This window comes from Pseudarthrobacter sp. ATCC 49987, assembly GCF_009928425.1.
Taxonomy (GTDB): Bacteria; Actinomycetota; Actinomycetes; order Actinomycetales; family Micrococcaceae; genus Arthrobacter.
The window spans coordinates 1187559-1213369 of the sequence record NZ_JAABNS010000001.1 but is presented as its reverse complement, the minus strand read 5'-3'; the positions used below and the strand labels follow the sequence as shown (position 1 = coordinate 1213369).

Below are 25811 nucleotides of genomic sequence, written 5' to 3'. Positions count from 1 at the left end.
GCTACCCGCCTGCCGCCGCATGCAGGTTTGCCAACAGCATGAACCGGGTGCTCCCCGTTCCCGTCGTTGAGGTCGTGAGAGTCACTGAATCATTGCCCCGGCTGAACCGCATGGACTGTTGTCCTTCCGCCGCCTGAACGGGTTCGGACCAGAACTTCAGGGGCCCCAGGATCTGCTGGAAGTGCCCCACCACTGAGGCCTGGCTGGACGCGGCGATGGCGTCCGCGGAAATCTGCAGGGAGCCCTCAGCCGAGGACACACCGGTCGAGACAACCACCGTACCCTCAGGAAACGCGATGACGTCCGCGGGGAACCCGTCCACGATTTTGCCCTGGGCTGATGCCGTCGCCGGCAGGGGCAGGCTGATGAGGGGAGCCGGAGGCGGCGGCATGGGCAGCCCGGACGGCGACGGACTCACGGCGGGAAGGACTTCACGCCCCGCCGGTGCCGAGGCTGAACCCTCTGCCGGCTTGGCCGCGGCACCAGTGGCTTCCGCCGTTGCGGCTCCGCCGGCTTCCGCCGCTGTGGCTGCGTCGGCTGTACCGGGGTCCGCACCGGATCCGGAGGCTGTCGGGCTGCTGCCGGCCACCGGCGCGGAACGCGAATCAGCGGACTGTCCTGCCGTCACCTGGTCGAGCACGACGGCGGTTCCTCCGAGGACCGCCGCTATGCCAACCCCCGCGATGACCAGCCGCTTGGCTATCACCGGCTTTCCCCGGCCCCGGCAAAGGCTTCCATTGCAACCACGGTCCCTGCTCCCCTGACACTCATCGGCACAGTCTTTCAGCGGGATGCATGGTTCGGAAGAGTAGTACTACTTGTCTTTTGCGGCCGGTACCTACCAGCGCCCGTTGCGGGGCCGGGGCTGGCAGACCGGGCACGAGTACGATGAGCGGTTCATGAACTGTTCCCGCTTCATCAGGCTAACCAGGCCGGCCGCGGCGCAGCGCTTGCATTCCAGGCCTTCGCGGCCGTAGGCGTTGAGCGAGCGGTCGAAGTAGCCGGAGGCCCCGTTGACGTTGACATAGAGCGAATCGAAGCTGGTCCCGCCGGCGGCGAGGGCATCCGTCATGACCTCGCGGGCGGCTTCCAGTACCCGGAGGGCATCGGCCCGGCGCAGGGTGTCCGTGGGGCGGGCATAATGCAGCTTCGCCTTCCACAAGGCCTCGTCCGCGTAGATGTTGCCGATTCCGGAAACTAGCCCCTGGTCCAGGAGGGCGCGTTTGAGCCCGGTCTTGCGGGTCCGGAGCCGCCGGTAGAACTCCTCGAAGGAGAAATAGGGGTCCAGCGGGTCCCGCGCGATGTGGGAGGCTTCCTCGGCGATCAGCGGCAGCGGTGTTTCGGCGAGCCCACCGGGTCCGCCGTCGGGCGTGGGGACCAGCGAGGTGAGGAAGAGCCCGCCGAAGATCCGCTGGTCCACGAACCGGAGCTGGTCCGGCATACCGTCAGCGGGGCTCAGCTCCAGCCGCACTTTCAGGTGCTTTTCGTCCGGAACAGCGGAGTCCTGCATCAGCAGCTGCCCGGACATGCCCAGGTGCGCCATGAGTGCCACGGCGGGCATGTCCGCTGCAACGGGATCCCCCGGGGTCGTATCAGCCAGCGGGAGCCAGAGGAACTTTCCGCGCCGGACCACGTCCAGGACACGGGCACCTTCAAGGTTGCCGGCGAAGTCCTCCGGGCCAAGTGTGTGCCGGCGGACGGAGCGCGGATCCACCACCTCAACGGCGGTGATGGTCCGGCCCCGCGCCCAGCTCACCAGGCCGCGGCGGACAACTTCGACCTCGGGCAGTTCAGGCACAGGGCGTGCCTAGGCGCCGGTCTGGGACTGCAGCTGCTGCGCGTCGGGTTCCGGCGATGCGGCCGGCGTCGTGTCGGGCACAGCGGCCGTGTCGGGCGCAGCAGCCGCCGACGGCGCCGAGAGCCTGCGCCAGGCGTCTGCGGCCGCTTCCTGCTCGGCCTCCTTTTTGGAGTTGCCCGAGCCGGAGCCGTAGTCGTTGCCGCCGATCCGCAGGATGGCCTCGAACGTCCGGGCGTGGTCCGGCCCGGAGCCCTCCACGGCGTAGTTGATTGTCCCGAGCTGGCGGCTGGCCGCCAGCTCCTGGATGCTCGTCTTCCAGTCGGTGCCCGCGCCGAGGGCGGCCGCGTCCTTGAGCAAGGGCCCGACCAGGCGCATGACCAGCCGGCGCGCGGTCTCAATGTCGTTGGAGACATAGGTGGCGCCGATGAGCGCCTCCATGGTGTCCGCGAGGATGGACGCCTTGTTTTTGCCCTCGGTGAGCTTTTCGCCCTGGCCGAGATATATGTACTCACCAAGCCCGATGCTGCGGCCGATGCCCGCGAGTGCCCGGGTGCTGACGACGGCGGAGCGGCGCTTGGCCAGGTCCCCTTCGGGCAGCGTGGGGTTGTCACGGTACAGCGCGTCGGTGACCGAGAACCCCAGGATGGAGTCGCCCAGGAACTCGAGACGTTCGTTGGTGGGTATGCCGCCGTTTTCGTAGGCGTAGGAACGGTGTGTGAGCGCAAGACGAAGCGTCCCGGCGTCAATAGTGACACCGAGACGCTTCAGAAGCTCTTCAGTTGAAGACATCTTAGTCAGCCAGTTGGCGGATTAGACGTCTGCGACCTTGCGGCCCTTGTATTCAAGGAACAGCGCGGTGCCAGCCGAGTCAGTAACGACCTTTGCCTGGTGCGGCAGGCTGTACGTAACCTGGCCGTTCTCGACAGTCTTCACCAGGTGGGGGGCAGTTGCCTTCCACTGGGAGCGGCGGGCGCGGGTATTCGAGCGAGACATTTTCCGCTTCGGGACAGCCACGGCTAACTCATTTCTCTCTAGTCCAACACTTACAAATCAGTTTTGCCGGTCAGGCTTAGCCAAGTCAGCTAGGGCAGCCCAGCGAGGATCTACCACCTCGTGGTGATGCCCCGGCTCGTCTTCCAGGCGAACTCCACATTCGGAGCAAAGGCCCTGGCAGTCTTCCCGGCACACCGGCTGGAACGGCAGCATGGTTACAACTGCGTCCCGCAACACCGGCTCAAGATCGATCAGATCGTGCTCGACTCGACGTTGCTCTTCTTCGTCTTCCTCATCCGAGAACACAGCGTCCTCGTAGAAGAAAAGTTCTTGCACATCGACCTCTTGGTCATACGCAAGGGGATCCAGGCATCGGCCGCACTCGCCAGTAACTTCGACGTGCGCGGTTCCTGATACCAGAATTCCTTCGTGTACGGCCTCGAGCCGCAGATCCAGCTCGACATCCGAGCCTTCCTGCACACCGATGAGCGCCACACCAAGATCACCTGGTGCGGGTACATGTTCTGTCAGCGTCCGCATGCTTCCCGGACTGCGTCCGAGGTCCTTGACGTCAAACACCAAGGGCGAACTAGCATCTCGTTTAATGAGAACTCCTGTTGAACATATGACCGACGTACTATCTTAGCCTGATCTTCCGGACGGACTCAAACCGGGGGCATGCCTGCGGTTCACACCGCAGGCCGCTTCGGATTCGGGCCGCGCAACCGGCAGCAGGCCGCCGAGTACCGATCAAGCTTACCCTCTGTGCGGCTGGTCCTGGTCCGCCTCGCCCGCGTGAAGCCGTTTCAGCACCGAGCGGGGCACGAACTCGGACACGTTGCCGCCCAGGGTGAACACTTCCTTGATCAGCGTTGAGGACAAGTGGAGGTAGTGGCTCTCCGCGGGCAGGAAGACGGTCTCGACGCCGGTGAGCTGGCGGTTCATCGTCGCCATCGGCAGTTCATAGTCAAAGTCGGAGGAGGAACGCAGGCCCTTGACGATGGCGGACACGCCACGCCGGCGGCAGTACTCGGCGAGGAGTCCCTCCCCCACCGGCTCCACGACGATCCCGCGCAGGGACGCCAGCGTTTCCCTGGCCATGTCGATGCGCTCGTCGAGGGTGAAGCGGTATTTCTTGGCGTAGTTCGTGGAGACACCGACGATGACCTCGTCGAAGAGGCCTGCGGCCCTGGCGATGACTTCCAGGTGGCCATTGTGGATGGGGTCAAAGGAGCCAGGGCATACGGCGCGTCTCATCCTTCGAACCTACCGTATTGCCGCCGCAGGCCGGGATAACATGGCTGAATGTCAGCATCGAGCATTCCATTCACCGTGTCCGGGGGCGTGGTTCTCGTGACGGGGGCCGCCATGGGCATGGGCCGCCTGTACGCCCTGCGAGCGGCCCGTGAGGGGGCCGGCGTCGTGATTCTCTGGGACGTCGACGCCGACGGCCTGGCGGAGACGGCCGCCGAAGTGAACGCGCTCGGCGCGCGCGCCGTCGTCCGCCAGGTGGACCTTTCCGACCGCGCGGCGATTGCCGACGCCGCGGAGGCGTGCCGGGAGGAAGGGCCGCTGACGCTCCTGGTCAACAATGCAGGAATCGTCCGGGGCGCGCTTTTCTGGGACCACCACCCGGAGCGGGACATCGCCCTGACCATGGACATCAACGCGCTGGCGCCCATGTACGTCACCCACGCATTCCTGCCGGGCATGATGGACGACGCCGGGCGGCCGCGCCGGATCCTGAACATCGCCTCCGCCGCCGGTACCGTCTCCAACCCGAGGATGAGCGTGTACGCCGCGTCCAAGTGGGCGGTGATCGGGTGGAGCGATTCGCTCCGGCTGGAACTCGAACAGCACGGCTACGGCCACCTCGCCGTGACGACGTTCTGCCCCAGTTACATCTCCACCGGGATGTTCGACGGCGCACGCGGCCCGCTGCTGACGCCGCTGATGACCCCGGATGACGCCGTGGACCGGGCATGGCGGGCTACCACCGCCGGACGGCCGCAACTGATCGCCCCGGCGACCGCGCAGCTGGGCAAGGTCCTGCGCGGCATCCTGCCGGTGCGGGCCTGGGACTTCGTGGGCGGGAAGGTCTTCGGGATCTACTCCACGATGGACAAGTTCACCGGGCGGGGCGAGAAGGCGGGCTCCAAGTGAGCACCCCGATGCCGTTGCCGTGGCAGCGGACCGCGACCGGAGCCAACCTGCTCTCCCCCGACGGCACCCTCGGCGTTACGATCTTCGAGGAGATGACCACCCTCGCGCTCCAGACCGGAGCCATCAATCTGGGCCAGGGCTTCCCGGACGAGGACGGCCCGGTGGAGATCAAGGCGGCTGCACAGGCCGCCATCGCCGCCGGTGCCAACCAGTACGCCCCCGGGAAGGGCATCCTGGAGCTGCGTGAGGCGATTTCCCTGCACCAGGAACGCTTCTATGGCCTGGAGCCCGATCCGCAGACAGAAATCATCGTCACCACCGGCGCCACCGAGGCCATCGCTGCCGCGCTGCTCGCGCTGGTCGGCCCGGGCGATGAGGTCCTCACGTTCGAGCCGTTCTATGACTCCTACGGCGCGATCATCGGCCTTTCGGGCGCCCGGCACGTCACGGCGCCGCTGCTGGCCCCTGACTTCATGCCGGACCTGGACGCCCTCGAAGCGGCGTTCAGCAGCCGCACCAGGGTGGTACTGGTCAACAACCCGCACAACCCCACCGGCGCGGTGTTCCCCCGCGAGGTGCTCGAACGCGTCGTCGAGCTCGCCACCCGGCACAACGCCGTCATCATCACCGACGAGGTCTACGAACACCTGACCTTCGGTGCCCGGCACATCCCGGTGGCCACCCTGCCGGGCGCCGCCGAGCGCACCCTGACCATCTCCTCCGCCGGGAAGACCTTCTCTTTTACCGGCTGGAAGATCGGCTGGCTCAGCGGTCCGGAGCACCTGGTCGCCGCCGCCCGGACGGTGAAGCAGTTCCTGAGCTACAGCTCCGGTACCCCGTTCCAGAGCGCCATCGCGGCCGGGCTGGGCCTGCCGGATGAGTTCTATGCCGGGATCGCCGATACCCTCCAGCTCAAACGCGACATCCTCAGCGAGGGCCTGCGGGCGGCAGGACTGGACGTCTTCACGCCGCAGGGAACGTACTTCGTCAATGTTGATACCGCCCCTCTGGGCATCACCGATGCTGTGGACCTGGCCCGCCGGCTGCCCGCGCTGGTGGGGGTCGCGGCGATTCCGGTGCCGGTCTTTTGCCACCCGGAAGGCGCCGAACGCACCCGGAGCCTGCTGCGCTTTGCCTTCTGCAAGCGGATTGACGTCCTGCAGGAGGCCGCGGAACGGCTCGCGACCCTCCGCGACAGGCTCTGATGGCCGAGACCCCCGCGGCCGCCCGCTTCCTGCGCACCACCGGACAGCACGCGACGATCGAGCCGGATGCCTTCACCGGGGGCGGGTTCGTGCTCAGCATCGGCGGGGCGGAGCAGTCGCACGTCAACCTCGCGGATCCTTCGGACATCTTCTACGAGTACCTGCGCCGGATCGGCCATGTGGTGGACCTCGCGGCACCGTGGGGCGAACCCATCACGGCCCTGCATCTCGGGGCCGGGGCACTGACGCTGGCGCGCTACATCCAGGCCACCCGGCCGGGCTCCGTGCAGTACGCGGTGGAGCTGGAGCGGGAGCTGCTGGACTTCGTGCTGCAGCAGCTCCCCCTGCCGGACGGCACGGAGCTGCACACCCTGATCGGCGACGCGCGGGACTCCCTCGCCGGGCTCCCCCCGGAGCTACGCTTCGACGTCGTGATCCTGGACATTTTCTCGGGACCCGAGGCGCCGGAACACATCGCCTGCACGGACTTTTACCTCGAGGCGGCGGCGAAACTCAGCCCCGGCGGGGTCCTGATTGTCAATGTGGGCGATGAGCCCGGGCTCACGCTGGTCCGGAGCCAGGTGGCCGCGCTGCGCCGGGCGATGACCGACGTCGCCGCCTTCGCCGAGGCGGGCATGTTCAGCGGCCGCTATCCCGGCAACATCATCCTGACCGGAACGCAGGGACCGTGGCCGGAGGTCTGGACCGCGGCGCTCACCGCCCGCGGGCCGCACCCCGCGAAGGTGCTGTCCGGCGTCGCGCTGGACGCGGTGTCGGACTAGCTGTCGCGCTCCGCTTCTACCTCGGGTTCTGCCTCTGTCGCGGCCGCCGGGCCCTCTTCCACGCCGGGTTCGGCGAACCAGAGCTTCGTCTCCCCGTACTTCCGTTCCGCGAACCGCTCCATCCCGTCCGGCCAGGACGGTTCGGGGGTCCGGGACGAGCGCTCGACGACGACGACGGCGCCCTCGGCCAGGTGCGGGAGCAGCTTGGCCAGCACCCCGGCCAGCGCCGGTTCATCCAGGGGGTAGGGCGGATCGAGGAAGATCAGGTCCCAGCGGGCACTTTCCTGGGTCCGCTCGAGGAACGATTCGACCTTGGAGCGGTGCACGGAGACCACCTTGCGCCCCGCGACGGTGTTGACCAGGTCCGCGTTGCGCTGGCAGACCTCGCTGGCCTTGCCGTCGAATTCCACCAGGTCCACGGCCTCCGCCCCGCGGCTGGCGCTTTCCACGCCGAGTGAACCGGAGCCCGCGTAGAGATCCAGCACGCGGGCGTCGGCGATCACCTCGAAGGCGTCCAGCCGGGAGAAGAGCGCTTCCTTGACCCGGTCCGTGGTGGGCCGGGTCAGGGATCCGGGGACGCTGACCAGGGTGGTTCCGCCCGCGGCCCCGGCAATGATGCGGCTCATGGCCGTGCCGCCCGGGATGGGTGGATGTTCTTAGCCGCGTTCAAGGAACGCCTCCTTTTCGGGGTTGAGGTATTCGTCGATCGCCGCGGCGAGGCCGGGGTGGGCGCCCAGTGACGGGTCGCCGCCGACAATCTGCCAGGCGTCCTGCCGTGCCCGGGCGATCACGTCCTCGTGTTCCAGGACCCGCAACAGCTTCAGCGTGGACCTGCCGCCGGACTGGGAGGCGCCCAGGATGTCGCCTTCGCGGCGCAGTTTGAGGTCCTCCTGGGAGAGTTCAAAGCCGTCGGTCGTCGCTGCGACGGCATCGAGCCGCCGGCGGCTGGGGTGGCCGGGTTCCAGTGTGGTCACCAGCAGGCAGGTTCCCGGCAGCCCGCCGCGGCCCACCCGGCCGCGGAGCTGGTGGAGCTGCGAGATGCCGAAGCGGTCCGCGTCCAGGATCACCATGAGGGTGGCGTTATGGACGTCCACCCCCACCTCGATGACCGTCGTGGAAACCAGGAGCTTGGTCTGGTTGGCGGTGAACGAGGCCATGGTCCCGGACTTCAGGGCCGGGTCCTGCCGGCCATGCAGCGGCGCCACGGCCACCCCCGCCAGGGCGGGTTCGTCCCGGAGCTGTTCGACGACGCCGGTCACGGAGGCCAGTTCGCGCGCCGCGTTGTCGCCGTCGAGGTCAGCAGCGGACGGTTCGGCCTCGCCGGGACTGAAGTCGCCGTCGTCGTCCGAGCCGATCTTGGGACAGACGATGTAGACCTGGTGGCCGGCGTCGATCTCTTCCCGGGAACGGGTCCAGATCCGCGCGGCCCACGCCGGGTGCTCCGCGAGTCCGACGACGTGGGTGGTGATCGGCGCGCGGCCGGCCGGGAGTTCGTCGAGGACGGAGGTTTCGAGGTCGCCGAACACGGTCATGGCCACGGTCCTGGGGATCGGGGTGGCGGTCATGACCAGCAGGTGCGGGGGTTTGTGAGCCTTCGACCGGAGGACGTCGCGCTGTTCGACGCCGAAGCGGTGCTGCTCGTCGACGACGATCAGGCCCAGGTCATAAAAGGACACGTTGTCGCTGAGCAGGGCGTGGGTGCCGATGACGATCCCGGCTGTTCCGGAGGCGGCGTCCAGCATTGCCTGTTTCCGGGCGGCGGTGGGCATGGAGCCGGTCAGCAGCGTGACCTGGACGGCGTCCGCGCCCAGGCCGCCCAGCATGCCGTCCCGGGACAGCGGCCCGAGCGTTCGGCGGATCGAGTCGAAGTGCTGGGCGGCGAGGACCTCCGTGGGGGCCAGCAGGGCGGCCTGTCCCCCGGCGTCCACCACCTGCAGCATGGCGCGCAGTGCCACGATCGTCTTGCCGGAGCCGACTTCCCCCTGCAGCAGCCGGTTCATTGGCGAGTCCTGGGCGAGTTCCGCGGCCAGGGTCTTGCCGACGGCGGCCTGGCCTGCGGTCAGGGTGAACGGCAGCTGCCGGTCAAAGGCTGTCAGCAGCCCTACCTGGACGGGCCGGCGGGCGGTGGCCTCTTCCGCGGCGAGCTGGGCCCGGCGCCGGGCCAGGGCGGACTGGAGCACGAGGGCTTCCTGGTAGCGGAACCGGTCGCGGGCGCGCTGGAAGTCCGCGGTGGTTTCCGGGGCGTGGATGAGCCGGTAGGCGTCCGCGACCGGCAGGAACTTCTCCCGGGCGGCGATCTCCGCCGGCAGCGGATCGGGCAGGATGTCCAGGTCCGCGGTGTCCAGCAGCGTGGAGATGACTTTCTGGATGGACCAGCTGGTCAGCTTGGCGGTGGCCGGATACACCGGGATGGGCATGGCGGCGAGCTTTTCCGGATCCATGCCGGGGGTGTCCGGGTCCTCGTCCAGCAGCAGGAAGTCGGGGTTGGTCAGCCCCAGGGCGCCTCCGTAGCGGGTGACCTTGCCGGAGAACATGGCGCGGCGGCCCGGCTGCAGTTCGGCCTTGGCCCGGAAGCCATTGAAGAAGCTCACCTTCAGCGTGCCGCTGCCCCTCCCGGTGCCCGGGGACGCGGCGTCGTCGGTAATCACGACGTCGGTCAGCGAACCGCGGCGGGCACGCATGGACCGGGTGCTGTTGGAGAGCACCCGGGCGATCAGGGTGACGTCCTCGTCGAGCGGAACCTCGCTGATGGGGGTGAGCTCACCCCGGTCCAGGTAGCGTCGGGGAAAGTAATTCAGCAACCCGCCGACGGTCGTGATGCCGAGGTGCTTTTCGATCACTGCCGCGGAACGCTTGCCGATCCGGCGCTCCAGGCCCAGCCCTAGTTCAGCGGTGCCCGGTCCGGCGTCGCGCGGTTCAGCGTTTCCCAGCTCAGCGTTCATATCCGTCGGAGACCTGTCCTGCGGGTTCACGGTCACTTATCCCGCGGGGTTCGGCGTCCGGCACGGCAAGCTCGGTGATGCTGATGTCCGAGGGTTCACCGAGGGAACGGATCAGCGCCACGGCCGGCTTGGCGTCGGGCACATGGACGTGGACCCGCCAGCGGTACGCACCGGCCGCGTCGGCCGCTCCGCCCACCTGGCTCATGATGACGGAGTCTCCCATTTCGTCGAGCCGCTGGCGCATCATGGCGGCGTCGAGCGGTGACAGGGTAATGGTGCACATGACTTCCACACCCTCGTCCCGGGGCATGCCGGCGTGGATGTGCGGGTCCTGGACGTCGTAGCCGTGCAGTCCGTCCAGCAGCTGGTCCTGGAGTTCCTCGCCGAGGACGGCGGAGCGGAGGCAGTCGAGGATCAGCAGCATCCCGACGCCGCCGGCATCCACCACGTGGGCTGCGTGCAGCGCCTCCAACTGGTCCTCGGTGCGCACCACGGCCACGACGGCGGCTTCCACGGCGGCGTCGAGGGCCAGGCCCAGGGTGTGGTTGCTGTCGTCGCCGTCGTGGGCGGAGTCCACAGCGGCCGCGGCGCGTGCGGCCGCTTCCATGACGGAAAGCATGGTTCCGGGAACCGGGTCGCTCAGCGCGGACCAGGCCCGGAGCTGGGCGCGGTTCAGGGCGGCGGCCAGCAGCGGAGCGCTCAGCCGGTGGTGGCCGGCGAGGGGTTCGGCTGCGGCGCAGAGGAACACGGCGAACAGGGTGCCGGAGTTGCCGCGCGCCCGTTCCATGGCGGCCAGGCCGGCCCGTGCCAGGATGGCGCCGACGTCGTTCTGTGCCGGGTCCGGCGGACCGAAGGAATGGACCCCAGGGTCCGCGCCGATCTGGGGTATCGCCGCAGTGTCCAGGCTGTGGAGTGCCTGGGCGGCGGCACGCACCGTCAGGTAGAGGTTGGTGCCGGTGTCGCCGTCGGCAACCGGGAAGATGTTGATGGCGTTCAGGCGGTCGCTGTGGTTTCCAAGCGTCGTTTCGGCCTTGCCCAACCACCGCTTCATCGCTTGCGCGTTGGCGGCAATTTTAGTCTGCAAAGTGATCCCATCCCACAGTGTCAGCGGGCCTTCCCGCTATGGTTACGCCCGTGCGGTCCGTTGATGCAGGGGCTTCTACCGAGCCTATCGCAGCGAACCCGTGAGGCAGTTGAACGCCCGGCGGGAATGTGGCCAGCAGTCCGTGGTCCTCCCCGCCGCCCAAGACCCAGTCCATCGGATCTGCGCCGAGCAGTTCGGCGGCAGGCAGGAGCGGACCTGCCAGTTCCTTCAAGGCGGCCGCGTCCAGGTTCAGGACGGCGTGGCTGGCGGACGCCATCCGGGTGCCGTCGCGGACCAGACCATCGGAGATGTCCATCAGGGCCGTGGCACCGGAGTCCCGGGCCAGCGGGCCCGCCGCGAGCGGGGGCAGGGGCCGGCACTGCGTGTCCATGAGGGCGCGCTGGTCCTGGCTTAGCTCCTCTACGGGGGTATCCGATTCCAGCAGCGCCAGACCCGCCGCCGCCCGCCCTACCGTGCCGGCCAGCGCCAGTGTGTCCCCCGGGCGGGCGCCGGACCGCAGCACGGCCGCCTTGCCGTCGAGGGTGCCCAGGATCGCGACACTGACCGCAAGTTCGCGGCCCCGGCCGAGGTCTCCACCGGCCACGGCACAGTCCGGGGCGCCCAGTTCCCGGATGCCGGCACTGATTCCGTCGGCGAAGTCCTCGACCCAGGCGACGCGGGTTTCCGGGGGCATGGTGAGGCTGACGACGAGGGAGGTGGCGCGGGCGCCCATGGCGTTGATGTCGCTGAGGTTTTGCGCGGCGGCCTTCCAGCCGACGTCGTAGCCGGTGGTCCGGTAGCCGTTGTTCCACTCCAGGCGGAAGTCCTGGTCCGCCACCTGGGTATCGATGCTGAGGACTGTCCGGCCGTCCGGCGCGGCCACAATCGCGGCGTCGTCGCCGGGGCCCAGGATCAGGGACGGGTTGTGTTCCTGGCCGTAGTGCAGGCGCGGGAAAATACGCTCCAGAAGCTGGGATTCGGAGAGCTCCGCCACGGTCAGGGGCGCTTGGGGCGGGGTCGCTGTGGACGGCGTTGTATGTGGGACAGTCTCGTGTTCTTGCACAGCCCTACGCTATCGCGGGGCGGTGACAGCGGCGGGCTTTGTGCGGCAGTCGCAGGCCGTCCGGTCGTCCTTCCGCACCGGGATAGGCTTAAACCATGCATCAGCTCCGTTTCCCGGCCCCCGCACGTCCGCTCCGTATCCTGGCCACGGCGACAGCCGCAGGGATCCTGCTGAGCGCCTGCTCCCCGGTGGTCGACGTCGCTCCCGCCAAGGACGCGGCGAACGCCGCGTGTGCCCCCATGATGGTGGCGCTGCCGGATGCGATCGGTGAGGCCAAGCTGCGCAAGACCAACAGCCAGGCCACCGCCGCGTGGGGCGATCCGTCGCTTGTGATCCTGCGCTGCGGGGTTAACGTGCCGGGTCCGACGACGGACCGCTGCGTCAGCGTGAACGGCGTCGACTGGGTCATCAAGGAAGGCGACCCGGTGTGGACGCTGACCACTTTCGGCCGCGAACCCGCCACGGAGATCCTGATGGACCCGGACAAGATCAGCTCCGCCACGGTGCTCGCGGACCTCGCCGCCGCCGCCGCGAAGGTGCCGGCGGCCCGGAACTGCGTGGGCCAGGCGGACCTGCAGAACCTGCCGCCCAGCCAGTAACCGCTAGCGCAGGCCGGTCTTGCGGTGCAGCGCCAGGTAGATCAGCTCGTCGATCAGCTCCGCGTAGCCCAGACCGGTGGCCTTCCACATCTGCGGGTACATGCTCTTGGGCGTGAACCCGGGCATGGTGTTGATCTCGTTGATGATCAGCTCGCCCTCGGGCGTGTAGAAGAAATCGACCCGGCTCAGTCCCTCGGCCCCGACAGCGTCGAACGCGACGGCGGCCAGTTCGCGGACCCGGGCGATGGCTTCATCCGGGAGGTCGGCCGGGCAGCTGAGGTCCGCGGCGTCGTCGACGTATTTGGCGTTGAAGTCATAGAACTCATGCCCGCCGCCGGCCACGGCAATCTCCCCCGGCATGGACGTCCGGGGGGCGTCGGTCCCCCGGCCTTCCAGCACGGCGCATTCGATCTCGCGGCCCACGATGCCCGCCTCGATGACAAGCTTCGGGTCATGTTGGCGGGCGGCCTCGATCGCGGCGTCCAGGCCTTCGAGTGAATCCACTTTGGAGATGCCCATGGAGGAGCCCGCCCGTGCGGGCTTGACGAAGACCGGGAAGCCCAGCTGGTCCACGCGCTTGCGGACGGTCTCCGGGTCATTGCGCCACTGCCGGTCCGTGACGGCGATGTACGGACCCACGCGCAGCCCGGCGGATTCAAACACCACTTTCATGAAGTGCTTGTCCATGCCGACGGCGGACGCCAGCACGCCGGCGCCGACGTAGCGGGTGTCGGAGAGCTCCAGGAAGCCCTGGATGGTGCCGTCCTCGCCGAACGGGCCGTGCAGCAGCGGGAACACGACATCCACGGCGCCGAGTTCCTGCGGGACGGTGTTCGGGGAGGCCACAATCAGCTGGTGTTCGCCGCCGATTTCGGTCAGCGCCACGGTCTGGGCTGAGGACGCCACCTCCGGCAGGGATGACGCCGAGAGTGACCAGTCATGGGTGTCCCCGGACGCCAGCACCCACTGGCCCGTCTTGGCGATCCCGATTGGAATGACCTCGTACTTCGTCTGGTCAATGGCCCCAAGGACGCCGGCCGCCGTCACGCAGCTGACCGCGTGTTCGCTGGAGCGGCCGCCGAACAGCACCGCCACCCGGGGACGACGCTGGGCGCTCAGGCCCTCTGTGCTCACGTTTTCTTCAGACACGCTCAGTAATCGCCTTCAGGTTTCAGGTCCCGGGACAGCAGGAGCGGCCCCAGTTCGTCAACGGACAGTTTTCCGGCCAGCACGGCTACCACCGCCGCGGTGATGGGCATCTCGACGCCGAGCTTGCCGGCCAGCTCGTGAACGGCCTGGGCGGATTTAATTCCCTCGGCCGTCTGTGTCATCTCGGCGGTGACCTCGTCCAGGGTGAGGCCCTTGCCCAGCAGGCGTCCGGCCGTGTGGTTCCGGGACAGCGGCGAGGAACAGGTGGCCACGAGGTCGCCGAGGCCGGCCAGCCCGGCCATCGTCCGGGCCTCGCCGCCCAGGGCGAGTGACAGCCGGGAGGTCTCCGCCAGGCCGCGGGTGATCACCGAGGCCTTGGTGTTGTCGCCCATCTGCTTGCCCTCGCAGATGCCGACGGCCAGGGCAATGATGTTCTTGACGATCCCGCCGATTTCGACGCCGACGACGTCGCCTGTTGTGTACGGACGGAAGTACGGCGCAGTGCAGCTGCGGGCAACCCAGCCCGCCGCAGCGGAATCGGCGCAGGCGACCACGGAAGCGGTGGGCTCCTCCCGCGCGATCTCCATGGCGAGGTTGGGTCCGGAGACGACGGCGACCCGCTCGGCAGGAATCCCCAGCTCTTCGCAGATGACCTCGCTCATTCGGGCGTCGGAGTGCAGCTCAAGTCCCTTCATCAGGGAAACCACCAGCGCGCCGGGAGCCAGCAGGCCCTTCCATTCGCGCAGCTGCGGCCGCAGGGTCTGGGCCGGAACGGCCAGGACCACGAGATCGGCGCCGGCGAGGACCTCGGCGACGTCCGTGGACGCGGTGATGCTGGGCGGAAGGGCAATGTCCTTAAGATACTGCTCGTTCCGGTGCTTCAGATTAATCTGCTCGACAACTTCGCCGCGACGGCCCCACAGCCGGATGTCACGTTCGACGCCGGATGCCGTAGCCGCGTCAGCGAGGATCTTCGCGAACGTGGTCCCCCAGGACCCCGCTCCGAGGACGGCCACCCGGGTGGCGGAAGCCGTTGCGCCGGAGTGACCCGTCATTTTGCGCCGTCCGCGCCGGTGGCTGTCCCGGCGTCGCCCTCGACGAAGCGGCCGTGCGTGGACTGGTTGTGCGCCGAAGGGTCCCAGCGCACCAGCGGAGGCTGTCCGCCGCGAAGGGTGGCCAGCAGCTCCGTGATGGCGTCCATGATCAGGTTGGTGGCCTCGGTGAGGGTGGCTTTGTCCAGCGGCCGGCCGGCGAAGGCGCTCAGGTCCACGGGATCTCCCACCACCAGGCGCGAGGTCTTCCGCGGGAAGATGTGGAACCGCTTGGCGTAGCGGGGAAGAACCTCGTGGGCTCCCCAGTGCGCCATCGGCACCACGGGGATCCCGCTTTCCAGCGCCATGCGGGCGGCGCCCGTGTGGCCCTTCATCGGCCACAGCTCGGGGTCCCGGGTCAGTGTGCCCTCGGGGTAGATGATGATGGCGCCGCCTTCGTCCACCACTTCCTTGGCGATCTGCAGCGAGCGGTTGGCGCCCGCCGACGAGCGTTCCACCGGGACCTGTTTGGTGGAGCGGAGCACAAAGCCCAGCACGGGCACCTTGAACAGCCCGGCTTTGGCCAGGAAGTGCGGCATCCGCTTCTGGTTGTAGAGCATGTGCCCTACCACCAGGGGGTCGATTTCGGTGCAGTGGTTGGGGGCTGCGATGAAGCCGCCGGCGGGCAGCTTCTCCAGGCCGATCCATTTCTTCCGCATCAGGAGGTTCATGACCGGCCGGACAATCCCGGCAACAACGACAAAGGTGACGTGGCTCTTGGCCGTTTCCTTCACGTGGTCCCCGCTACTCGGTCGAGGTGATGTCGAAATCGGCGCCCAGGCCCGCGAGCTTCTCCGTGAAACGCTCGTAGCCGCGGTTGATGATGTCGATGCCGGTGACCCGCGAGGTGCCGTTGGCGGCGAGTGCCGCGATCAGATGGCTGAACCCGCCGCGGAGGTCGGGCACGTCAATGTCGGTTCCGGTCAGCTGGGTGGGGCCCGAGATAACGGCTGAATGCAGGAAGTTGCGCTGGCCGAAACGGCACGGGACGCTGCCGAGGCATTCGCGGTGGACCTGGATGTTGGCGCCCATCCGGATCAGGGCTTCCGTGAAACCGAAGCGGTTCTCGTACACGGTTTCGTGGACGATCGACACGCCCTCGGCCTGGGTCAGGGCGACGATGAGCGGCTGCTGCCAGTCGGTCATGAAACCGGGGTGCACGTCCGTCTCGAGGACCAGCGGGTTGAGCTTGCCGCCCTTGTGGTAGAACCGGATGCCATCATCGCCAATGTCCATCCCGCCGCCGACCTTGCGGTAGGTGTTGAGGAACGTCATCATGTCGCGCTGGGTGGCGCCTTCGACGAAGATGTCCCCGCGTGTGACGAGTGCCGCGGAGGCCCAGGAGGCCGATTCGTTGCGGTCCGAGAGGGCGCGGTGGTTGTAGCCGCCGAGGTCCGGGACGCCTTCGATCCTGATGGTGCGGTCCGTCTGGACGCTGATGATGGCACCCATTTTCTGCAGCACGGCGATGAGGTCGACGATCTCGGGCTCGGTGGCTGCGCCGGAGAGCTCGGTGATGCCTTCGGCCCGGGTGGCGCTCAGCAGCACCTGTTCGGTGGCGCCGACGGACGGGTAGGGCAGGGAGATCTTGGCGCCCTTAAGCCCGCCGGGCGCGGAGATGTGGATGCCGCCGGGTCGCTTTTCGACGACCGCGCCGAACTGCCTCAGCACGTTCAGGTGGTAGTCGATGGGGCGGTCGCCGATCTTGCAGCCGCCCAGGTCCGGGATGAAGGCCTCGCCGATCGCGTGGATCAAGGGCCCGCACAGCAGGATCGGGATGCGGGAATCGCCGGCATGCGCGTCGATCGCCGTGTGCGAAGCAGTCTTGGCGTTGGTCGGGTCGAGGGTCAGATCCCCGGTGATGGGATCTTTCTCGACGGTGACGCCGTGGAGTTGGAGCAGGCTGGTGACAACCTCGACGTCCTTGATTTCGGGGACGTTGCGCAGCACGGATGGCTCATTGCCCAGCAGGGCAGCCACCATAGCCTTGGGGACAAGATTCTTGGCCCCCCGCACGGTGACGCGGCCAGTAAGCGGGACGCCTCCGCGGATTGTCAGAACACTACTCATATACCGGTTTCCTCACGACTACTCGCCCCCAAATCCTTACAAAGGCACCAGCTAAGCATAGGAGCTTGCGTTACCGATCTGAAATACGGGGTGCGCCGCGCCGTTGCGGCCGCCGCGGTCACCACTGTCGAAAACGACGAGGGAGACGCCGCGTCAGGACAGCTTGGCCGGCAGGGTCTTGGGCATAAACGCGGGCCGGGTGGCCTCGAAAGCGGTGATGTCTTCCTCATGCTTGAGGGTCAGCCCTATGTCGTCCAGGCCCTCGAGCAGGCGCCAGCGGGTGTAGTCGTCGATTTCGAACGGCGCGACGATGTTGCCGCACTGCACGGTCTTGGAGACGAGGTCCACGGTGACCGCGGTGCCGGGGGCGTTTTCGAGTTCCTTCCAGATGAGTTCGATGTCGTCCTGGGCCAGTTCGGCGGCGAGCAGGCCCTGCTTGCCGGAGTTGCCGCGGAAGATGTCCGCGAAGCGTGAGGACAGCACGGTCTTGAAGCCGTAGTCCTTGAGCGCCCAGACGGCGTGCTCGCGGGAGGAGCCGGTGCCGAAGTCGGGGCCGGCCACCAGGACGGAGCCGGCGTTGAAGGGTTCCTGGTTCAGGATGAACGCCGGGTCCTTGCGCCAGGCCGCGAAGAGCGCGTCCTCGAAGCCGGTGCGTGTAATGCGCTTGAGGTAGACGGCCGGGATGATCTGGTCCGTGTCGACGTTGCTTTGGCGCAGCGGGACGCCGATGCCGGTGTGGGTGGTGAACTTTTCCATGGCGGATCCTTCTAGGCTGTGTGGATCTGGGCGGGCTAGGCGGCGTCGGAACGGACCGCTGCGGACCCGGGGGCGGGGTCCAGGTCCGACGGCGAGCTCAGGGTGCCGCGCACCGCCGTCGCGGCTGCCACGACCGGGGAGACCAGGTGGGTGCGTCCGCCCTTGCCCTGGCGGCCCTCGAAGTTCCGGTTTGAGGTGGAGGCGCAGCGCTCCCCCGGTTCCAGCTGGTCCGGGTTCATGCCCAGGCACATGGAGCAGCCGGCGAAGCGCCATTCGGCGCCGAAGTCCTTGAAGACCTTGTCCAGGCCCTCGGCCTCGGCCTCGAGGCGGACGCGGGCGGAGCCGGGTACCACGAGCATCCGGATGTTGGGGTCCTTAGTGCGGCCGCGGATGATGTCCGCTGCCGCGCGGAGGTCCTCCATCCGGGAGTTGGTGCAGGAACCGAGGAAGACCGTGTCCACCCGGATCTCCTTCATGGGGGTGCCGGCTTCCAGCCCCATGTACTGCAGTGCGCGTTCCGCCGCGGCCTTGGCGTTCTCGTCGCCGAAGTCCTCGGGCGAGGGCACCTTGGCGGACAGGGACACGCCTTGGCCGGGGTTGGTCCCCCAGGTCACGAACGGTTCCAGGGTGTCGGCGTCGAGGTCGACCTCGACGTCGAACGTGGCGTCGTCGTCGGAGCGCAGGGTGTTCCAGTATTCGAGGGCGGCGTCCCACTCGGCTCCCTGCGGCGCGTGCGGGCGGCCGAACATGTAGTCGTACGTGGTCTGGTCCGGGGCGACGAGTCCTGCCCGGGCGCCGGCTTCGATGGACATGTTGCAGATGGTCATCCGGGCCTCCATGGACAGGGCCCGGATCGCGGAGCCTCGGTATTCGAGCACGTAGCCTTGGCCTCCGCCGGTGCCGATCTTGGCGATGACGGCCAGGATGATGTCCTTGGCCGATACGCCGGGGCGCAGGGTGCCCTCGACGTTGATGGCCATGGTTTTGAAGGGTTTCAGGGACAGCGTCTGGGTGGCCATGACGTGCTCCACCTCGGAGGTGCCGATGCCCATCGCCAGGGCGCCGAAAGCCCCGTGGGTGGAGGTGTGCGAGTCGCCGCAGACCACGGTCATGCCGGGCTGGGTGAGGCCAAGCTGCGGGCCGACAACGTGGACGATCCCCTGCTCGGCGTCGCCGAGGGAGTGAAGCCTGACGCCGAATTCCTGGCAGTTGTTGCGCAGGGTCTGGATCTGCGTGCGGCTGGTGAGATCGGCGATTGGCTTGTCGATGTCCAGCGTGGGAGTGTTGTGGTCCTCGGTGGCGATGGTGAGGTCGGGCCGGCGCAGCGGGCGCCCGGCCAGCCGGAGGCCCTCAAAGGCCTGCGGCGAGGTCACCTCGTGCACCAGGTGGAGGTCGATGAAGAGAAGGTCGGGCTGGGCGTTGGCTCCTTCGCCGTCGCCTTTGCGCACCACGTGCGCGTCCCAGACTTTCTCGGCCAGTGTCTTTGCCACGGCCTTCTCCCTTCACTGCGGTGATTCGTACTTGCCTGCTTGTTGTCTCCACTGAATCAGCACTCCGGCGTCATGCGCCAGCGGGTTGACTTGCATCTCAGATAATGAGACGGCAATATCATTACATGGACAATTCTAGTGGCGTCGGTGTCATCGATAAAGCGGCCCATGTGCTTGACGCACTTGAGGCCGGGCCCACCACCCTGGCGCAGCTTGTTGCGGCCACGGGGCTGGCGCGGCCCACCGTGCACCGGCTGGCGCTGGCGCTGGTCCATCACCGGCTGGTGAGCCGCGACATCCAGGGCCGTTTTGTGCTCGGCAGCCGCCTCGTGGAGCTCGCCTCCGCCGCCGGGGAGGACCGCCTGATCGCCTCCGCCGGGCCTGTCCTGATGCAGTTGCGCGACGCCACGGGTGAGAGCGCCCAGATTTTCCGCCGGCAGGGTGAGTGGCGCGTCTGCGTGGCCTCCGCCGAGCGGCCCATCGGGCTGCGCGACACTATTCCCGTGGGCACCCAGTTGTCCATGAAGGCCGGCTCCGCCGCCCAGGTGCTGCTCGCCTGGGAGGACCACGACCGGCTCCTCGAAGGCCTGCAGGCCGCCCGGTTCACCCCCACCGTCCTGGCCGGAGTACGACGCCGGGGCTGGGGCCAAAGCCTCGGCGAACGCGAGCCGGGGGTCGCCTCCGTTTCGGCACCCGTGCGCGGTCCGTCCGGACGCGTGATCGCCGCGGTGTCCATCTCCGGCCCGATCGAACGCCTCACCCGCCAGCCCGGCCGGCTGCACGCCGAAGTGGTCTGCAACGCAGCCCGGGTGCTGACCGAGGCGCTGCGCAAAACCAACGACTGAGCGCATAGGCTGTCCGCATGAGCAGCTATGCGGTGTTCCTGCGCGGGGTCAATGTCGGCGGCATCACCATCAAAATGGCCGAACTGAAGCAAGCCCTCGCCTCCCGGCCCTTTTCGGGCGTGAAGACGCTCCTGGCCAGCGGAAATGTTGTGCTCGCCAGCGAACTGTCCCCCGCGGGTGTCAAGAAGGAATTCGAGGCCTGCCTCCGGGAGGCCTTTGGCTATGACGCCTGGGTGGTGGTGCTTCCGGCGGAACGGGTGGGCGACCTGGTGGCGGCCTGCCCCTACCCCGCGGACGACGCGTCCACCCACACCTATCTCACGCTGGGCTCGGACACCGACATGCTTGCTGAGCTGTATGAGGCCGGCAAGGGCCTGGACGGGGCGCAAGTGGCCACGCTGGGACCGGAGGCCCTGGCGTGGCTGGCACCCGCCGGCGGCACCCTGGACAGTCCGTTCAGCAAGCTGTCCTCAAAGCCGAAGTACAAGGCCTCCACCACAACCCGCAACCTGCGCACCATGATCAAGGTCCGCGACGCCGCAGCCCTGTTGTAGGCATGCTTTCTATTGACGCGCAGCCGCCTGAAGGGCCGTGTTGAAGGACGCCAGCCGGCTGACCTCAAGTTCCACCGGCTCCACCACCAGATTCTCCGCCACGGCAGCGACGGCCGCCTTGAGGCGTTTCCGGGCCGCTGAGCCCCGTGCGCGGGCAGCAGCGCCCGCGATGAACTTCGCCAGGATGGCCAGGACAATCCCGAACAGCGCCCCGCCGGCGATCATGACGGTCGGCACCGGCCAGCCCTGCACCAGCGGGACCTCCGGCACGGGAAGCTGAAAGTAGCCCAGCGCAGCGAGCACGCCGAGCCAAGCGAAGCCGCCCAGGGCCGTCAGCAAGGCCAGCCAATGCACGATGTTGAACGGCGTCCACCACCAGGCCGTGCTCCCGGCCTTCAGCTCCGTGGACTCGATGGCCTGGTCCAGCGCGTCCGGCAGCCGGTCCCGGCCCTCACGGGCAGCACCGCGGATGACGGCCCGCCAGGGGCCGGGGGCGCCGTCGGATGCTGCATCGGCAAATTCGCGGACCGCGGCATCAGTGCGGGCCCGCTCCGGGGCACCTGCCGGCGGCAATGACGTGCGGTTCACATCCGGCCTGGCGCCCTCGCGGCGCAGGTTCAGCCGCCTGAGCGGATCGGGCCGGAAACGGACCAGCCAGCGGGTGACGGGCCAGCCTGTGCGGCGGGCCGACTCCAGCCGGTAGGACCGGACGACCGCGTCCACCACGAGCGGGACATTAGCGGCGGCGGCCAGCTCCCCGGCCAGCCGGGACTTCGACGCGGCTTTGACCCCGGCTGCCGCGCCTTGCCCGGAGGCTTCGGCAAGCCGGGCCGAGGCGCGGGTGACGTCGGCGCCGAGGCGCTGCGATTGGGCCTGCCGCTGCGTGGCCACCTGCCGGATGGCGGCCCGGACTTTGTCCATGCCGGTGCCCACCACGGCGGAGGCGCCGATAACCTGCACTTTGCCCAGCCCGTCCCGCGCCAGGATGCCTTTGAGTGAGTCCAGAACGGGCGGAATGTCCCGGTCCGGGAGCCGGTCGATCTGGTTGAGCACCACGAGGGTAACGGCGCCGTGGGAGGCCAAGGGGGCGAGGAAGCCGTTGTGCACCGCGGCGTCGGCGTACTTTTGCGGGTCGAGCACCCAGACGAGGACGTCGACGAGTCCGACCATCCGCTCCACGATTTTGCGGTTGGCAGCGCGGGTGGAGTCGAAGTCGGGAAGGTCCAGGAGGATCAGGCCCGTGCCCTCGTCGGCGAACCCGGGGACCGGGCTGGCGTGATGCCGGTTCCGGACCTCCAGCCAGTCCAGGAGCTCCTCGCTGCCTTCGGTTCCCCAGATGCCGGCGAGCGGCTCGGAGGTCGTGGGCCGGCGGGCGGCCGCCGTCGCGATTTCCTCCCCGCTGACAGCGTTGAAGAGTGAGGACTTGCCGCTGCCTGTGGCCCCGAAGAATCCGACCACGGTGTGGTCCGCCGAGAGGGAGCGCCGGGAACCCGCCCGCTCCAGCACCTGGAGCACGCTGTCCAGGACGTCCTCGGGGAACGCCCCGGCGGCCAGTTCGCGCGCTTCGTTCAATGCCATAAGCCTGCGGTCCAGCCGGGTCGCCTCGGCGGCCGCGCCGTGGCGGCTCATGCGGAGGCCGCCAGCCGGCGGAGCGCCGAGGCATGGCCGGCGAGCACCGCGGGATCGATTCCGCCGGAGGAATCCAGCCGGTCCAGGAACCGCAGCTGCTCGTCCTGAAGCAGGTTCTGGCAGCGGGTGTGGAGGTCCTCCCGGGCAGTCTTGGCGAGCCGGCGGACGGCGTCCTCGCCGAACACCGCTTCCAGCAGCCGCTGTCCGGCAATGGCCGTTCCGCCTGCGACGCCGACCTCCAGCCCGGTCAGCCCGGCGGTCATGGAAAACACCACGATCATCAGGGCGGCGCCGAGGCCGTTGATGCCGAAGGACAGCCAGCGCGCCTGCGTGCGCTTGCCCTGGCCCTCGGTCCGGATGAGTTCCATGAGGCTCCCCTGCCAGGCCCGGATCTCGGCAGCCGCCCTTTCGGCGAAGCCCTCGGAGGTGCCGGAGAGGTCGTCGCTGCCCAGCAGTTGGCGGCCGGCGGGATCGGAGCGCCAGCGCCCGTCCGCATCGTCGCCCGCGTTGGCGGCCTCATCGATAATGACGGCCTGCAGGCCGGTCTCGATCGCCGTCTCCACCCGCACTGCCGGTGCCGGTTCGCCACGCAAGAACGCGCCGACCCGGTCACGGAACCGGCCAATGTTCTGCTCCATGGCCCGGAAGAACTCGCCAGTGCCGACAAAGTCCTGCCAGCGGGCCAGGACCTCGCCGCGCAGCAGGGCGCCGTCCCGGGTGGCCTCGAGGATCCTGGCTACGGCGTCCCGGTAGGCCTCGCGGGCGTCCCCCGCGAGGCCTTGAGCGGCGCGTTCCTGGTCTCCGGCGGCCGTCGCCGCCGCCTCGACGCGGTCCGCCAGGGCCTTGACGGTCCCGTTGAGGGTCCGCCGGGCGATGCCGGCGCGTCCGGCGGCGTCCGCGGCGATTTCCTGCAGCCAGAGCCGCAATGGCTCGACGGCGGCCGCCGGAAGCATCCCCATCCCGTCCAGTTCCACTTCCGGTACCACGAAGAGTCCGGCCGCGCCGAGGCCTTCCCGGCTGAGCATGGACTGCAGGTCCGCGCTGACCTCGGCTTCGGCGGCGGGCGGGACCCGGTCCAGCACCACGGCCACCATAATGTCCCGCGAGGCCGCATCCAGCAGCAGACGCCACGGGACGGCGTCGGCATAGCGGTTGGCGGTGGTGACAAATACCCACAGGTCGGCGGCCGCCAGCAACTGGCCGGCGAGTTTGCGGTTGTCAGCGGAAATCGAGTCGACGTCGGGCGCGTCCAGCAGCGCGATCCCCTGCGGCACCGCCGTGTCGGCGACCAGCACGAGCGAGGTGACCGCTGCGGCGTCCGGGGTGGGGCCGGCCTGGCTCGCGGGCAGCGGCGCAGGCTTGACTGAGCCGCGGACCCGGCTCAGGCTCGGCAGCACCCGCTGGTCCTCGAACCAGCGTCCATCGGCGGGGTGGTGCAGCAGGATGGGCTGGCGGGTGGTGGGCCGGATCGCGCCGGCGCGGGTGACGGCATGGCCCGCGAGCCCGTTGACCAGGGTCGATTTGCCCGCGCCGGTGGAACCGCCCACGACGGCGAGGAGCGGCGCGTCGAGGCTGCGGTAGCGCGGCAGGATGTAGTCCTCAAGCTGGGAGAGGGCGTGGCGGATGTCACCCCGGGCCCCATCCGCGCCCGGCAGGCCCAGCGGCAGCACGGTTGCAGCCAGGTCGCGATGGACGGCTTCCAGCAGTTCTACGGCATGGCCGGGAGTTTGGTCGGAGCTCACCGCATCATCATGCCAGTTCCGGGCCACGCCGGTTCAGGATCGACGACCCGCCGGACAACGAAAAACGGGGTTAGCGGCCAAAATGTGTGTATGAGATTGGCTTGGTTGCCAGTGTTCGCGCGGGTTGTAGGGGTGTGCACATGCTTTGAAAGCATGTGGAGTGACGGTTCGATCAAATCAGCCCCGGTGTGGTGTATGTGCTCAGAAGCCTGTGAAGAACGGTTCGACCAGTGCCGGGCGGACGAGATGGCGGTGTAGGTCGTGTGGTGCTTCGAGTACTCAATCCCGGGTTGATGTCACGAAGAGGGCAGAGTTCACGGCCTTCATTTCCTGGATCACGGGGAAGCAGCGGCAAGGCGCCCACGCCGGCTCGGAGAGGACCTTCAGGCGCCGGAGTGCCTGGTGCTGGAATGTCGCCCCGGCGGCCGCGCGGACCGGGGAAATACACCCGGTGATCATGCTCGATGGCACCTACTTCAACGGCTGGTGCGTCCTGGTCGCTTACACCGGCGAGCACGTCATCGCGTGGCAGTGGTGTGACCGGGAAAAGCACGCCTCGTGGGCTGCGCTTCTGCGGCAGATCCCGGCCCCGGCGGTGGCCGTCGTGGACGGCCACAAGGGCCTGGAGAGCGCCTTGAGGGAACACTGGCCGGAAACGAACGTTCAACGGTGCCTGTTCCATATCCGGCAGAACATCCGCACGCATCTGACGATGCGTCCGAAGCTCGATGCCGGTAAGGAACTACTAGCCCTGGCCAAGGCACTCACCCACGTCACGGACCTTGACCAGGCCGCCGCCTGGTCCGGTGCGTTCGCTTCCTGGGAGGCCCGCTGGGAGAGCTTCCTCAAGCACCGGACCTACGCGAAGAAAACCGGCGCCAGGCCCTCACACATCGGACCGGCACAGACCTGGTGGTACACACATCTGGGCCTGCGCCGGGCACGGGGAAGCCTGGCCGCTGCCATCAAGGCAGGGCACCTCTTCACCTGGCTTACCAGCGCTACCGAAGGCCAGCAGATCGCCCGGACGACCAGCCCGCTGGAGGGAGGAATCAACGCAGGCCTCAAAGACCTTCTGCGGAACCACCGCGGCCTCAGCGAAGACCACGCCACACGCGCCGTCGACTGGTACCTCTACCAGCACACTGAATCACCCCAGGACCCTTGGGACCTCGTGAAACCACACCACTGGCAACCCCAAAAGAAGGAGTCAAAGGAGGTGGAGGAGCCCATCCAACCGGCCCTCTACGACACAGCCTTCAGCTTCGAAGACGGCAACGGAATCCAGCAAGGATGGGGCGGAAGAAACCGGTGACACGCCCAAGCCATACACACATTTTGGCCGCTAACCCCGGTTCAGGATCGACGACCCGCCGGACAACGAAAAACGGCCCCGGGCTGATGCCCGGGACCGTTCAATCTGTGACCCCAGCGGGATTCGAACCCGCGTTACCGCCGTGAGAGGGCAGCGTACTAGGCCGCTATACGATGGGGCCGCGTACTCTCCAGAACAGCATTCCTGCCATTCGCGCTAAGCGATTATTTCATACACTCAGCAAGTGTTTCAAATCGGCAAGCCGGTTCAAAACCCCTGATCAGCCGCGGGAAACCGCGGATTTTTCAGAGCTGGGATACCAGGACTCGAACCTAGAATGACGGTACCAGAAACCGTAGTGTTGCCAATTACACCATATCCCAATGGAACTTTCGAGCCGGATCCGTGGGTCGAAACCCGCGCTCCCGGCGCCTCAGCACGAGTAATTACTTTACCCGAGAGTTTTCCTTCGCACAAATCGGCCGCCCCGATGCCTGCAGAACGGCGCCGCGTCTCCGGGGCGCGCACGCTGGATCCAAAA

The 25811-nt window shown here is 68.1% G+C and carries 25 protein-coding genes and 2 tRNA genes; 7 read left to right on the top strand and 20 right to left on the bottom strand.

Annotated elements, in window-relative coordinates; translation table 11 throughout:
* Position 1: 1 nt before the first annotated feature.
* The 6 genes from GXK59_RS05670 to coaD form a co-directional block, all read right to left on the bottom strand.
* Positions 2–706: a hypothetical protein gene (locus GXK59_RS05670; RefSeq protein WP_160665045.1), complete on the bottom strand. Its 705-nt coding sequence runs from the start codon at positions 704–706 to the stop codon at positions 2–4.
* A 132-nt stretch (positions 707–838) separates the two neighbouring features.
* Positions 839–1798 (bottom strand): bifunctional DNA-formamidopyrimidine glycosylase/DNA-(apurinic or apyrimidinic site) lyase, encoded by a 960-nt coding sequence (gene mutM / locus GXK59_RS05665; protein WP_160665043.1) that lies wholly within the window; start codon positions 1796–1798, stop codon positions 839–841.
* A 9-nt stretch (positions 1799–1807) separates the two neighbouring features.
* On the bottom strand, positions 1808–2587 hold the full coding sequence (gene rnc / locus GXK59_RS05660) for a ribonuclease III (RefSeq protein WP_237393796.1): 780 nt from the start codon (positions 2585–2587) through the stop codon (positions 1808–1810).
* A gap of 21 nt (positions 2588–2608) precedes the next feature.
* Positions 2609–2812 (bottom strand): 50S ribosomal protein L32, encoded by a 204-nt coding sequence (gene rpmF / locus GXK59_RS05655; protein ID WP_009356569.1) that lies wholly within the window; start codon positions 2810–2812, stop codon positions 2609–2611.
* Between the two features lie 36 nt (positions 2813–2848).
* Positions 2849–3373 carry a YceD family protein gene (locus tag GXK59_RS05650; RefSeq protein ID WP_084507086.1) on the bottom strand — a complete coding sequence of 175 codons (525 nt, stop codon included), beginning with the start codon at positions 3371–3373 and terminating at the stop codon, positions 2849–2851.
* Positions 3374–3547: 174 nt separating this feature from the next.
* Entirely contained in the window at positions 3548–4048 is a 501-nt protein-coding gene (gene coaD, locus GXK59_RS05645) for a pantetheine-phosphate adenylyltransferase (protein ID WP_160665041.1), read from the bottom strand.
* Between the two features lie 48 nt (positions 4049–4096).
* On the opposite strand from coaD, the gene GXK59_RS05640 reads away from it, so the two are divergent.
* Genes GXK59_RS05640 through GXK59_RS05630 form a run of 3 tightly spaced genes read left to right on the top strand, consistent with a single transcriptional unit; the run spans position 4097 to position 6941 of the window.
* Positions 4097–4954: an SDR family NAD(P)-dependent oxidoreductase gene (locus GXK59_RS05640; RefSeq protein ID WP_202129064.1), complete on the top strand. Its 858-nt coding sequence runs from the start codon at positions 4097–4099 to the stop codon at positions 4952–4954.
* An 8-nt stretch (positions 4955–4962) separates the two neighbouring features.
* Positions 4963–6159, top strand: coding sequence for an aminotransferase class I/II-fold pyridoxal phosphate-dependent enzyme (locus GXK59_RS05635; protein WP_160669019.1), 1197 nt, complete (start codon positions 4963–4965; stop codon positions 6157–6159).
* Positions 6159–6941, top strand: coding sequence for a spermidine synthase (locus GXK59_RS05630; RefSeq protein WP_202129063.1), 783 nt, complete (start codon positions 6159–6161; stop codon positions 6939–6941). The genes GXK59_RS05635 and GXK59_RS05630 overlap by 1 nt, the downstream gene beginning before the upstream one ends.
* On the opposite strand, the gene rsmD is transcribed toward GXK59_RS05630, so the two are convergent.
* The 4 genes from rsmD to thiL are packed head-to-tail and all read right to left on the bottom strand — an operon-like array spanning position 6938 to position 11967.
* Complete coding sequence (gene rsmD, locus GXK59_RS05625; RefSeq protein WP_160665039.1) at positions 6938–7567, bottom strand: 16S rRNA (guanine(966)-N(2))-methyltransferase RsmD; 630 nt, start codon at positions 7565–7567, stop codon at positions 6938–6940. The two genes, GXK59_RS05630 and rsmD, sit on opposite strands and share 4 nt — an antisense overlap.
* Positions 7568–7597: 30 nt before the next feature.
* Positions 7598–9883: an ATP-dependent DNA helicase RecG gene (locus GXK59_RS05620; RefSeq protein WP_160665037.1), complete on the bottom strand. Its 2286-nt coding sequence runs from the start codon at positions 9881–9883 to the stop codon at positions 7598–7600.
* The gene (locus tag GXK59_RS05615) at positions 9873–10934 is read right to left on the bottom strand and encodes a DAK2 domain-containing protein (RefSeq protein ID WP_160669017.1); all 1062 of its coding nucleotides are present in this window, start codon (positions 10932–10934) and stop codon (positions 9873–9875) included. Before GXK59_RS05615 ends, GXK59_RS05620 begins: the two co-directional genes overlap by 11 nt.
* A gap of 22 nt (positions 10935–10956) precedes the next feature.
* Positions 10957–11967, bottom strand: coding sequence for a thiamine-phosphate kinase (gene thiL / locus GXK59_RS05610; protein ID WP_160669016.1), 1011 nt, complete (start codon positions 11965–11967; stop codon positions 10957–10959).
* Positions 11968–12125: 158 nt separating this feature from the next.
* Between thiL and GXK59_RS05605 the strand changes: the two genes are divergently transcribed.
* Positions 12126–12629, top strand: a complete 504-nt coding sequence (locus GXK59_RS05605) for a DUF3515 family protein (RefSeq protein WP_160665034.1) — start codon at positions 12126–12128, stop codon at positions 12627–12629.
* Positions 12630–12632: 3 nt separating this feature from the next.
* Here GXK59_RS05605 and GXK59_RS05600 read toward each other — a convergent pair whose 3' ends face one another.
* The 6 genes from GXK59_RS05600 to leuC all read right to left on the bottom strand — a co-directional run bounded on the left by GXK59_RS05600 (position 12633) and on the right by leuC (position 19185).
* Complete coding sequence (locus tag GXK59_RS05600) at positions 12633–13778, bottom strand: D-alanine--D-alanine ligase family protein (RefSeq protein WP_160665032.1); 1146 nt, start codon at positions 13776–13778, stop codon at positions 12633–12635.
* Positions 13779–13780: 2 nt separating this feature from the next.
* Positions 13781–14833 carry an NAD(P)H-dependent glycerol-3-phosphate dehydrogenase gene (locus GXK59_RS05595; RefSeq protein WP_160665030.1) on the bottom strand — a complete coding sequence of 351 codons (1053 nt, stop codon included), beginning with the start codon at positions 14831–14833 and terminating at the stop codon, positions 13781–13783.
* Positions 14830–15603: a lysophospholipid acyltransferase family protein gene (locus tag GXK59_RS05590; protein WP_160665028.1), complete on the bottom strand. Its 774-nt coding sequence runs from the start codon at positions 15601–15603 to the stop codon at positions 14830–14832. Before GXK59_RS05590 ends, GXK59_RS05595 begins: the two co-directional genes overlap by 4 nt.
* 10 nt (positions 15604–15613) lie before the next feature.
* Positions 15614–16939 carry a UDP-N-acetylglucosamine 1-carboxyvinyltransferase gene (gene murA, locus GXK59_RS05585; protein WP_024367320.1) on the bottom strand — a complete coding sequence of 442 codons (1326 nt, stop codon included), beginning with the start codon at positions 16937–16939 and terminating at the stop codon, positions 15614–15616.
* Positions 16940–17092: 153 nt separating this feature from the next.
* Positions 17093–17695: a 3-isopropylmalate dehydratase small subunit gene (leuD, locus tag GXK59_RS05580; protein ID WP_024367317.1), complete on the bottom strand. Its 603-nt coding sequence runs from the start codon at positions 17693–17695 to the stop codon at positions 17093–17095.
* Between the two features lie 35 nt (positions 17696–17730).
* Positions 17731–19185 (bottom strand): 3-isopropylmalate dehydratase large subunit, encoded by a 1455-nt coding sequence (gene leuC, locus GXK59_RS05575; protein ID WP_160665026.1) that lies wholly within the window; start codon positions 19183–19185, stop codon positions 17731–17733.
* Positions 19186–19310: 125 nt separating this feature from the next.
* Between leuC and GXK59_RS05570 the strand changes: the two genes are divergently transcribed.
* Entirely contained in the window at positions 19311–20030 is a 720-nt protein-coding gene (locus GXK59_RS05570; protein WP_069952151.1) for an IclR family transcriptional regulator, read from the top strand.
* 17 nt (positions 20031–20047) lie between these two features.
* On the top strand, positions 20048–20584 hold the full coding sequence (locus tag GXK59_RS05565; RefSeq protein WP_160665024.1) for a DUF1697 domain-containing protein: 537 nt from the start codon (positions 20048–20050) through the stop codon (positions 20582–20584).
* Between the two features lie 9 nt (positions 20585–20593).
* Here GXK59_RS05565 and GXK59_RS05560 read toward each other — a convergent pair whose 3' ends face one another.
* Together GXK59_RS05560 and GXK59_RS05555 are read right to left on the bottom strand one after the other, a co-directional pair.
* Positions 20594–22213 (bottom strand): GTPase, encoded by a 1620-nt coding sequence (locus GXK59_RS05560; protein ID WP_160665022.1) that lies wholly within the window; start codon positions 22211–22213, stop codon positions 20594–20596.
* Positions 22210–23955, bottom strand: a complete 1746-nt coding sequence (locus tag GXK59_RS05555) for a dynamin family protein (protein WP_237393795.1) — start codon at positions 23953–23955, stop codon at positions 22210–22212. The genes GXK59_RS05560 and GXK59_RS05555 overlap by 4 nt, the downstream gene beginning before the upstream one ends.
* Before the next feature lie 160 nt (positions 23956–24115).
* On the opposite strand from GXK59_RS05555, the gene GXK59_RS05550 reads away from it, so the two are divergent.
* Positions 24116–25270, top strand: coding sequence for an IS1249 family transposase (locus GXK59_RS05550; RefSeq protein ID WP_160665018.1), 1155 nt, complete (start codon positions 24116–24118; stop codon positions 25268–25270).
* 108 nt (positions 25271–25378) lie between these two features.
* Here the strand turns inward: GXK59_RS05550 and GXK59_RS05545 are convergent.
* Together GXK59_RS05545 and GXK59_RS05540 are read right to left on the bottom strand one after the other, a co-directional pair.
* Positions 25379–25451: transfer RNA gene (locus GXK59_RS05545), tRNA-Glu, on the bottom strand.
* 130 nt (positions 25452–25581) lie between these two features.
* Positions 25582–25653, bottom strand: a tRNA-Gln gene (locus tag GXK59_RS05540).
* Between the last annotated feature and the right edge of the window lie 158 nt (positions 25654–25811).